The organism is Nonomuraea sp. NPDC050691 (assembly GCF_040654455.1).
GTDB lineage: Bacteria > Actinomycetota > Actinomycetes > Streptosporangiales > Streptosporangiaceae > Nonomuraea.
Map to the genome: position 1 here is coordinate 1 of NZ_JBFAIA010000252.1, position 9,276 is coordinate 9,276.

Genomic DNA, 9,276 nt, shown 5'->3' on the forward strand with positions numbered 1-9,276 from the left:
TGCTCGGCGCCGAGGTGATCATGACGACGGGCATCGGTGTGCCGCGCCCGGCCGCCGCGCAGCGCGCCTACCTGGAACGGCCCGCCGTCAGCGGCGGGCGCTCCCCCGCGCCGGGACGAGTTCGACGAACATCTGGGAGGGCCTGCCGCCGAGGAGCTGCCTGGCCAGGTCGAAGCCGGCGAAGCCGGCGGCGAGGATCGGGAAGAGCGGGTGCCGGGTCATCGGGCGCTCCGCCGTGACCGTCACCCATCCGCGGCGGGCCAGGGCCGCCAGGATGCTGGTGCCCCAGAACGGGGCGCCCTGGGTGTAGGAGAAGCGGCTCACCGTGAAGCCGCACGCCCGCGCGAGCCTGGTGAAGTTGCGCCGGTCGAACAGCACCCAGTGCCGCGGGCAGTGGTAGCCGCCCCAGTCGCGGTGCCGGAACAGCCGGGCGTCCATGCTGTCGGTGTTGGGCGTCTTGACGAGGATCACGCCCTGCGGCGTGAGGTGGCGGCCCAGCGTCCTCAGCACCTCGCCGGGGTCGCTCACGTGCTCGATCAGGTTGATCAGGAGGATGAGGTCGAAGCGCTCCTCGGTCGAGAAGTCCTCGACGCGGCCGCAGAAGAAGCGGTGTCCCCGTGCCACGGCCCGCTCCTGGGCGGCCGCGTCCAGGTCGACGACCTGGGTGAACGACACGCGGGCGTCGAGGCCGCGGATCACGTCGAGCTGCCAGCCGTCTCCCCCGCCCACGTCGAGCACCTTGAGGTCGCCGCCGGACAGCCCCGACAGGATGCGCCGCAGCCGCAGCGCGTCCAGCCGGTCCTTGACGCGGTGGGCGAACGACTGCTCGTCCGAGGCGTAGGCGTAGTAGTTGGCCGGATAGATCTCGGCGAGCCGGTCGACCGGCATGGGGTCGAGGAAGAGGACCCCGCACCGCGCGCAGCGGTGGAAGTGGAACTCCTCGTCGCTGGTGCGGTATTCGACGTCACGGGCCGACGCCCAGGGGGCGGCCCCCGTCTCCTGGCACGCCGGGCACCTCGTGCGGGTGCGGGCTGCCGGGGCTTGCGGCGCGCGGCCGGGGACCATGTCGGTGTGTGCGTTCATATCCTGTCCAACTGCCGCCAGGTGCGGTAATAGGTGGTCTGCCGCCGCTGGAGCAGCGGCGCGACGTCGGTGTCCATGAGGAAGCGCTCCACGTCCTTCAGCCGGGTGAAGGACACGCTGGGATCCCAGTGGTGCAGCAGGTGCCGGTTGAAGCCCGCCGCGCCGAACACGGCGGCGAACAGCCCGTCGCCGAAGAGCCGGTTGACCGGTCCGTGCGGGACGACGCTGTAGTCGGTGAGGTCGTCGGCGAACTCGCTGCGGTGCTCCAGCACCTGCCGGACGGTGTTGAGCAGCGGCAGGAACAGCAGCTGCCCCACCGCCCAGGCGACGGCGAGGACGACGGCCCCGGCCCACAGCGAGCAGGCGATGACCGCGCCGTTGAAGACGGCCGCGACGAGGAACACGCGGTCCACGGAGCCGCCCCCGGCCTGCCCGTCCTCCGTCCGGGACTTGCCTCGCACCACCTCGCGGTAGCCCTTCAGCGCCCGCACGAGCCGGATCCCGGTGAACCCCTCGACCAGGAAGCGCATGGTGAGGGGGAGGAAGTAGCTGCGTTCGGGGTCACGGGTCGTGCCGAGGTACCGATGGTGCTCGAAGTGCACCTTGCGGTAGGCCTTGACGTTCATGCCGACGAACAGCCCGACGAACGCGTTCGTCAGCCTGTCGCTGGTCTCGCGGTCCGGCGCCAGGTTGTAGTGGGCGCCTTCGTGCAGGTACGTCATGAGGTAGTGCAGCCAGAAGCCGATCAGCGCTCCCCCGGCGACGGCCAGCCCGGCCGAGGCGGCCCACCCCGCGGCGACGGCGCTTCCCACGGCGGCGACCAGCCCCGCGGACAGGGCGAGCGCGAGATGCCCGCCGAGCAGCGTCGCCCAGACCACGCTCCAGCGCGGCGTGAGGGAACGCCGGAAATCCACGTAACGCGTTCCCGAGGAATCGACCAGCGTGGAATGGCGTACTTTGCCGATGTCCAGGGCCTCGGCGTCCACCTGCACGGCAGTCCCCCTTCTGCTGAGCCTTCCGGAACTCTAACCAGCGGCTCGGCGATATCGGGGACCGCCGTGCGGGTCGGCCGATTAACTGATGTCAAACAATACGTCAACCCAGTAATTCGTGGCCTGGTAGGTGTTGGTGGGGAACGTGTTCCCTGCCCCGTATGTGTACACGCCGTTGGCGCCGGAGACGCCGCCGTTCTCCAGCGCGGTCAGCGGGTAATTGCGCTGCGCGTCGAAGAACCCCTGGAGCGAGTACGAGAAATGCCCCGAAGAGGTGAAATAGGACGCGATATAGGTGGTGTCGGCGGAGATGTTGACCGGTGGCGAGAAATACGCCTGCTGCCAGCCGCTCGCGCTCTCACCCGAGAAGGTCACGCTGGCGAGCTGCGTGCCGCCGGAGGTCCACAGGGTGCCGATGTGGTTGCCGGTGTTCTGCGAGCCCTTGTAGAAGCGGATGCCCCGCACGACCCCGGCCGTGTCGGCCCGGAACTTCATCCCCAGCGTCACCGGGTCGGTGTCGGGGTCGTTGAGCACGGCCGGCGTCGCCGCGTCCGTCCAGACGGTGTCCGAGCGCACGAACACCGGGTCGACCCAGTAGTTGGTGGCCTGGAAGGTGCTCGTCGGGAACGCGTTCGCCGCGCCGACGGTGTAGATGCCGTTGCGGGCCCCCGGGGCGCTGGCCGGGGAGATCAGCGGCGGGCTGTTGCGTTCGGTGGCGAAGTAGTTCTGCGTGTACGAGAAATGCCCCGAAGACGTGAAATAGGAGGCGATGTAGACGGTGTCGGCGCTGATCGGGACCGGGGTGGAGAAGTTCGCCTGCTGCCAGCCGCTCGCGCTCTCACCCGAGAAGGTCACGGTAGCGAGCTGCGTGCCGCCGGAGGTCCACAGGCTGCCGATGTGGGTGCCGGTGTTCTGCGAGCCCTTGTAGAAGCGGATGCCCCGCACGACCCCGGTCGTGGAGGACGCGAACCTGACCCCCACCGTGATCGCGTCGTTGTCGGGATGGTTGGCCACGGCTGGAGTCGCCGAGTTCGGCCACAGGCTCTCGGTCACCGTGTGGTTCACCCCGGGCGAGGTGCTCGACGCGAGGTAGACGAGCTCCTCGCCGTCGAAGGTCTCACCGCCCAGGAAGACGGCCGTGAGCCGGTGGTTGCCGCCGGGCAGCGCCGAGGTCTGGAGCTGGGCGTGGCCGTTCTCGTCGATGAAGTCCGTGCCGAGCAGCGTGCTGCCGTCCTTGAAGGCCACCTTCCCCTGGGGGCTGACCGTGCCGGACTGGGGGGCGACCGTCGAGGAGAGCGTCACCTGCTGCCCCTCGGCCGAGGAGCCGGACGGGGCGACGGTCAGCGACGTCTGCGTCGGCAGTTCCTCCGGCAGGGAGACCCGGGTGCGCGGCCCGGACGTGGTGCCCTGGAGCGTGACGTTGTTGGTCAGGGCGAAGACCCGGCCGGTGACCGCGGCGCCGGAGCTGACGCTGGCCGCGTTCGAGGCCAGCACGTTGCCGCGGAACGTCGAGTTGACGCCCAGGGTCGCCGTGCCGGTGAGCTGGAAGAAGACGTTGTCCGTCCGGGCGCCGTTGACGAGGTTGATGTTGCTCACCGTGGCGGTGGTCAGCGTCGCCGCCCGGAAGATGAAGATCGCGTTCGGGTCGGCCTCCGCGTCCAGGGTGAGCGTGCCCGTGATCTGGAAGGCGGTGCCGGACGACGGGAAGTAGACGCCCGGCGGCTTGGTGGTGCCACCGAGCTGCGGAGCCACGTTGTCGGTCACCCCGCGGCCCGCCGCGTTGTTGTACGCGGCGACCGCGTCGGTCTTGGCCGCCGCCGCGGTGGCGTCGCCCGCGTGGATCGTGCCGACGACCTGGCCGGGCGGGAACCCGGACACCACGGCGCCCGGGCTGGTGCCCAGGTCTCCGGTGACGGTGGTGTTGTCGGTGTTGGCGACCGCGCCGCCCGCCAGGACCGCGAAGGCCGCCGCGTCCCCGAGGGGGATCAGCGGCGCGGCGACCGCCCTGTCAGGCATCACGGCGATGGCGCCCGTCGCGAGGATGGTCGTGAGGATCGTCACCAGCGCGGTGCGGCGGGCGCCCGGCCGGCGCGGGGGAAGCGCGCGGCGGGAGCGAAGGCGGGCGAGCGGCGTCGGGAACGACGAGCCGATCGGCCCTGGAGTGCGGTGCGACGGGGCGGATGTCGCAGGGGTGCGCCCCTCCGGGTGAATCACACCCCTGTTGTACTGCAATTACTTCACTGAGTAACTGAGCGACTATGGTATGTCATGCTAACCGTGGGCCGGCCGGTGCGCCCGCACGATCAGCGACACCCCGGGAAGCGACCGCACCGGCAGGTAGCGCTCGGCCGTGATCACCCCCATGAGCCCCAGATTGACCAGGTACGGCAGCTCCATGACGTCCGAGCCCGAGCTGCTCTTACGGTGGCGGGCGACCACGGGTCGCAGCAGCACGTTCCAGCTCCACATCCGGTCCAGGACGAGCCCCTGGCCGCTGAGCAGGGCGCGCAGGGTCGTCCGGGTGTACCTGCGGACGTGACCGGAGGCCACGTCGTGCGCCGACCACAGCGCCATGTCGCACGGCACGGTGATCAGCGCCGTGCCGCCCGGCCGGAGCACCCGCGTGATCTCGGCCGCCGCGCGGTCGTCCTCCTCGATGTGCTCCAGCACGTCGAAGGCGCACACCAGGTCGAAGGCGTCGTCGGGCAGCGGCAGCTCGCGCGCGTCGGCGTGGATGGCGCGCAGGCCCCGCTCGCGGGCCAGCTCCACCGCGAGCTCCGAGTAGTCGGCGACCAGCGCGTCCCATCCGTGCCGTACGAGCACCCGCGTGTTGCCGCCGCCGGCCGCGCCGATGTCCAGCGCCCGGCCGGGCGGGCCGTACCGGCGCAGCCTGCGCAGCTCGCGGGCGAGGATGGCGCGCCGCTCGCGGTACCACCAGTGGTGGTCCTCCAGCTCGACCGTGCGGCGGATCTCCGTAGCCTCCATGACCTCTCCTCGATCGGGCCACGCCGTACGGTGGCCGTGCCGTCAGGCCCGCACCTGGACCTTGCTGTGGTCGCCCACCATGAGCTGGCAGGCGTTGGGCATGCCCTGGGCCCTGGTCACCTCGACGTTGCGCCCGATGAGCGAGTACGTGAGCCGGGAGATCCCCGTGATGGAGGAGTCCCGCAGCACGATCGCGTACTCCACCTCGCTGTCGCGGATCAGGCAGCTCTCGCCGATGGAGGTGTACGGACCGACGTAGGAGCCGCGGATCACGGTGTGGGCGCCGATGACGGCGGGCCCCCGGATCACCGAGCCCTCCACCGACGCCCCGGGCTCGATGACGACGTTCCCGCTGATCTCCGAGGCGCCGTCCACGGTCCCCCGGATGTCGGGGCCGATCGCCTCCAGGACGATCCGGTTGCACTCCAGCATGTCCTGCAGCCGTCCGGTGTCCTTCCAGTAGCCGCTGACGAAGTGCGAGTGGACGCTGTAGCCGTGGTCGATGAGCCACTTGATGGCGTCGGTGATCTCCAGCTCGCCGCGCGCGGACGGCTCGATGGCGCGGACGGCCTCGTGGATGGCCGGCGAGAAGGTGTAGACGCCGACGATCGCGAGGTCGCTGCGCGGGTTCTCCGGCTTCTCCTCCAGCCGCACGATCTGCCCGTCGGGGCCGAGCTCGGCGACGCCGTAGAACTGCGGCTCGGCGACCTTGGTGAGCAGGATCTGGGCGTCGTGACCGGCCGCGCCGAAGGCGTCCACCAGGTCGGCGATGCCGCCGATGAGGAAGTTGTCGCCCAGGTACATCACGAACGGCTCGTCGCCGAGGAAGTCGCGGGCGATGAGCACGCAGTGGGCGAGCCCGAGCGGCGCGTCCTGGGGGATGTAGGTCACCTCCAGCCCGAACCGGGAGCCGTCGCCGACGGCCTCGCGCACCTCCGCCCCCGTGTCGCCGACGATGATGCCGACCTCGGTGATCCCGGCCGCCCGGATGGCCTCCAGGCCGTAGAACAGGACCGGTTTGTTGGCGACCGGCACCAACTGCTTCGCCGACGTGTGGGTGAGCGGGCGCAGCCGCGTCCCCTTTCCCCCTGCCAGCACGAGCGCCTTCATCGCCGTGGAGTCCTTTCGCGACGAGCGTGTGGCCCGTGGTGATCGTCCATGTCGGTCCCGAAGCTACGAACGGCCGGGATCAGCGGACCTTCGCCGCGCTGCGGTTTGGCCGAAGGTTGTGCGGCGGGTTGCCGGACCTTTCCCGGCCTTGCGGCGACGATCCGCGCCGGCGGAACGTCCAGGCGCGGTGCAGCGCGTAGCTGAGCGAGAAGGTCATGGTGATGATCAGCGCCTGGGCGGCCAGCACGGGCAGCCCCGCCAGCTCGACGAGAATCGGCAGCCCCACGAGGGAGGCCGTCAGGATGCTCAGCCCTGCCGCGTAGAAGCGCAGGTAGCCGGCCACCCAGCCGTGGCCCGCGCCGGGGAAGACGACCAGCCGGTACCACGGGTACACGATCACCACGGTGACGAGGTGGCTGGCCACCACCAGCGCGAGGTACGGCACCCGCTCCCCCGTCGCGGACAGGGCAACGGCGAGGATGCCGTAGTAGATGACGGCGGTCGCGCCGCCCCCCGCCAGGTAGGCCAGCCGGTGTCTTGTACCCGGCCGGGCGGCCGGGGTGACGGCCGGCGGCCGGGTCAGGGCGTTCACGCTCCCGCCGGGCGCAGCGGTGCCGTCCCGTCCGCTGAGCGCAGGAGTGCCGTCCGCACCAGGTGGACGGTGACGTGCGCCTGGACCGGGACGAACCCGTACCTGGCCCAGGCGCGCTGCACCCGCGTGTTGTGGCTCTGGGTGGAGATGACGACCTCGCTCCCGCCTCGGGCCAGGGCGTGGTCCTCGACGGCCTTGAGCAGGTGGGCGTACAGGCCGCGCCCCTGGGCGGCGGAGATCACGCCGGCGAGCAGGATCTCGGTGCGGGGGCCGCCGTCCTCCAGCGTGGCGATCCCGAGCACCTGCGCGCCGTCGTCCAGCGCCACGCAGCTCCCCTCGGCGGCGGAGCGCGCCGCCCACTCCTGGTACCCCTCCAGCGCGGCGGCCGGGTCGAGGAGCGGGTCGGCCAGGTAGTGGTTGCCGTACACGGCGAAGATGTCGGCCACCAGCGCGCCGACCGCGTCCGGGTCGCTCAGCGGGGCCGTCCGCAGATCGGGGGACGGCGCGGGCGGGCGGCCCCGGCCCGCCCGCAGGCTCCAGTACATCAGGCAGTCGGCGAAGATCGCGGTCCGGCCCAGACCGGTCAGCTCCGCGAACCAGCCGACGCGCTCGGCCGGGTAGCGCAGCACGATCACGTCCGCCGCCGACTCCAGGACGGCCTCGCGGATCGCGTCCAGCGTCTCCTCCGACGCGGCGCCGACGGTCAGGCGCTCCACCGGACGTCCGAAGCGGGCCGACTCCAGCGGTGAGGGCAGCGTCCGGACCGCCCGCGCCTCGATCACGTCCTGCCAGGCCATCAGCGCACCTCGAATTCCTGCACGGCGTCGATGACGTACGCCACGTCCTCCTCGCCGAGCCCGGCGTGCAGCGGCAGCCGCACGAGCCGGTCGGCCACCTGCTCGGTGACGGGGCAGCCGCCCGGCGCCGGCCGCCCGTAACGGAGGCCGGCGGGCGCGTTGTGCAGCGGCTGGTAGTGGAACGGCGCCTGCACGCCCCGCGCGGCGAGGTGGGCGATGAACGCCTGGCGGCTGTCCAGGCCGGGGAGCATCAGGTAGTAGAGGTGGGCGGGGTGCTCGCAGCCGTCGGGCACCGTGGGCCGGCCGACCCCGTTGGCCGCCGCCCAGCCGGCCAGGCCCTCGTGGTAGGCCCGCCACACCCCCAGGCGCCGGCGCTGGATGTCGCCGAACGACTCCAGCTGCGCGGTGAGCTGGGCCGCGAGCAGGTCGGACGGCAGGTAGCTGGAGCCGATGTCGACCCAGCGGTACTTGTCGACCTGGCCGCGGAAGAACCGGCCGCGGTCGGTGCCCTTCTCCCGGACGATCTCGGCCCGCGCGGCCAGCTCGTCGTCATTGACGAGCAGCGCGCCGCCCTCGCCGCACTGGACGTTCTTGGTCTCGTGGAAGCTCTGCGCGGCCAGGTCGCCGAACGACCCGAGCGGCCTGCCCTGGTAGGACCCGCCCAGGCCGTGCGCGTTGTCCTCGACGAGCGCGAGGCCGTACCGGTCGGCGATCTTGCCGAGCTCCTCCATCGCGCAGGCGACGCCCGCGTAGTGGACGACGGCGACGGCCCGGGTCCGCTCGGTGACGGCCTCCTCGACGAGGCGCTCGTCGAGGTTCAGCGTGTCGGGCCGGCAGTCGGCGAACACCGGCACGGCGCCGCGCAGCGCGTACGCGTTGGCCGTGGACATGAAGGTGAACGACGGCACGATCACCTCGTCGCCGGGCCGCAGGTCGAGCAGCAGCGCCGACATCTCCAGGGCGTGCGTGCAGGAGGTGGTCAGCAGCGCGTGGCGGGCTCCGGTCAGCTCGCTCAGCAGGCCGGTCGCCCGGCGGGTGAACGGCCCGTCGCCGGAGGTCCGCCCGTTGTGGACGGCCTCCGCGACGTAGTCGAGCTCGCGCTCACTCACGTACGGCCGGTTGAAGGGAACGGTTCTCACCGCGGTGGTGCTCATTGCCGCAGTGAAACCCGGCGCACCCGCGGGCAGGCGGCGCGCCACAGCGTGTGACGCAGCCGTTGCGCAAGCCTTACCCGCACCCGACCGGCCGCGATCGGACGGCCCGATCGGCAGGCACGATCAGGTCAGCACGGTCAGGTGGGCACGGTCAGGCGGGCGGGGTGATCGAGGTGAAGTCATCGCAGTAGGTGGTGCCCCAGGCGGGCCCGGCGGGCGGCGTACCCTCGGTGAACCGGCAGGTCGTCCTCGCCAGCCCGCCGTCCGCGGTCACCACGGTGACCAGCAGGGCGTCGAGCGGCACGGCCTCGGTCACCGAGACGCCGACCACGTCCTCCGGGTAGTTGTCCACCTGGCTCAGGCTGTGCCACGGCGCGGCGCTGCGGGGGTCGTGGATCCAGGTCGTGCCGCCCTGGGCGTATCCCGCGAAGTTGGTGTCGAACGGCGGGAACGTGAGCGAGACGAGCGTCGGGGAAAGGGGCGCATGGCTCGGCAAGGGTGCCGTCGAGGCGTTCTCCCGCTATGTCGAGCAGGCGTGCACCATCCTCCACGGCGTCGAGTGG

10 protein-coding genes are annotated in these 9,276 nt (G+C 71.6%); 1 reads left to right on the forward strand and 9 read right to left on the reverse strand.

Annotated features, from left to right (window positions below):
• Positions 1–87: 87 nt before the first annotated feature.
• From AB0H81_RS41870 to AB0H81_RS41910, 9 genes are all read right to left on the reverse strand, one after another.
• Positions 88–1,083: a class I SAM-dependent methyltransferase gene (locus tag AB0H81_RS41870; protein ID WP_358387154.1), complete on the reverse strand. Its 996-nt coding sequence runs from the start codon at positions 1,081–1,083 to the stop codon at positions 88–90.
• The gene (locus AB0H81_RS41875) at positions 1,080–2,075 is read right to left on the reverse strand and encodes a fatty acid desaturase (RefSeq protein ID WP_358387157.1); all 996 of its coding nucleotides are present in this window, start codon (positions 2,073–2,075) and stop codon (positions 1,080–1,082) included. The genes AB0H81_RS41870 and AB0H81_RS41875 overlap by 4 nt, the downstream gene beginning before the upstream one ends.
• A gap of 81 nt (positions 2,076–2,156) precedes the next feature.
• Entirely contained in the window at positions 2,157–4,289 is a 2,133-nt protein-coding gene (locus AB0H81_RS41880) for a DUF4082 domain-containing protein (protein ID WP_358387159.1), read from the reverse strand.
• 57 nt (positions 4,290–4,346) lie between these two features.
• Complete coding sequence (locus tag AB0H81_RS41885) at positions 4,347–5,060, reverse strand: methyltransferase domain-containing protein (protein WP_358387162.1); 714 nt, start codon at positions 5,058–5,060, stop codon at positions 4,347–4,349.
• A 42-nt stretch (positions 5,061–5,102) separates the two neighbouring features.
• Positions 5,103–6,170, reverse strand: a complete 1,068-nt coding sequence (locus tag AB0H81_RS41890) for a glucose-1-phosphate thymidylyltransferase (protein ID WP_358387165.1) — start codon at positions 6,168–6,170, stop codon at positions 5,103–5,105.
• A gap of 79 nt (positions 6,171–6,249) precedes the next feature.
• Positions 6,250–6,762, reverse strand: coding sequence for a GtrA family protein (locus AB0H81_RS41895; protein WP_358387168.1), 513 nt, complete (start codon positions 6,760–6,762; stop codon positions 6,250–6,252).
• Positions 6,759–7,559 (reverse strand): GNAT family N-acetyltransferase, encoded by an 801-nt coding sequence (locus tag AB0H81_RS41900; protein ID WP_358387171.1) that lies wholly within the window; start codon positions 7,557–7,559, stop codon positions 6,759–6,761. The genes AB0H81_RS41895 and AB0H81_RS41900 overlap by 4 nt, the downstream gene beginning before the upstream one ends.
• On the reverse strand, positions 7,559–8,698 hold the full coding sequence (gene rffA, locus AB0H81_RS41905; protein WP_358387174.1) for a dTDP-4-amino-4,6-dideoxygalactose transaminase: 1,140 nt from the start codon (positions 8,696–8,698) through the stop codon (positions 7,559–7,561). The genes AB0H81_RS41900 and rffA overlap by 1 nt, the downstream gene beginning before the upstream one ends.
• Before the next feature lie 166 nt (positions 8,699–8,864).
• Positions 8,865–9,065 carry a hypothetical protein gene (locus AB0H81_RS41910; protein ID WP_358387177.1) on the reverse strand — a complete coding sequence of 67 codons (201 nt, stop codon included), beginning with the start codon at positions 9,063–9,065 and terminating at the stop codon, positions 8,865–8,867.
• Between AB0H81_RS41910 and AB0H81_RS41915 the strand changes: the two genes are divergently transcribed.
• Positions 9,058–9,276 (forward strand): hypothetical protein (locus tag AB0H81_RS41915; RefSeq protein WP_358387180.1); only part of this gene is annotated, 219 nt, incomplete at its 3' end. The genes AB0H81_RS41910 and AB0H81_RS41915 overlap by 8 nt on opposite strands.

What these genes read in the sequence shown, in the direction of transcription:
- AB0H81_RS41870 (WP_358387154.1), bottom strand. Translation starts at nt 1,083, where the DNA reads ATGAACGCACACACCGACATGGTCCCCGGCCGCGCGCCGCAAGCCCCG.
- AB0H81_RS41900 (WP_358387171.1), bottom strand. Translation starts at nt 7,559, where the DNA reads ATGGCCTGGCAGGACGTGATCGAGGCGCGGGCGGTCCGGACGCTGCCC.
- AB0H81_RS41890 (WP_358387165.1), bottom strand. Translation starts at nt 6,170, where the DNA reads ATGAAGGCGCTCGTGCTGGCAGGGGGAAAGGGGACGCGGCTGCGCCCG.
- AB0H81_RS41885 (WP_358387162.1), bottom strand. Translation starts at nt 5,060, where the DNA reads ATGGAGGCTACGGAGATCCGCCGCACGGTCGAGCTGGAGGACCACCAC.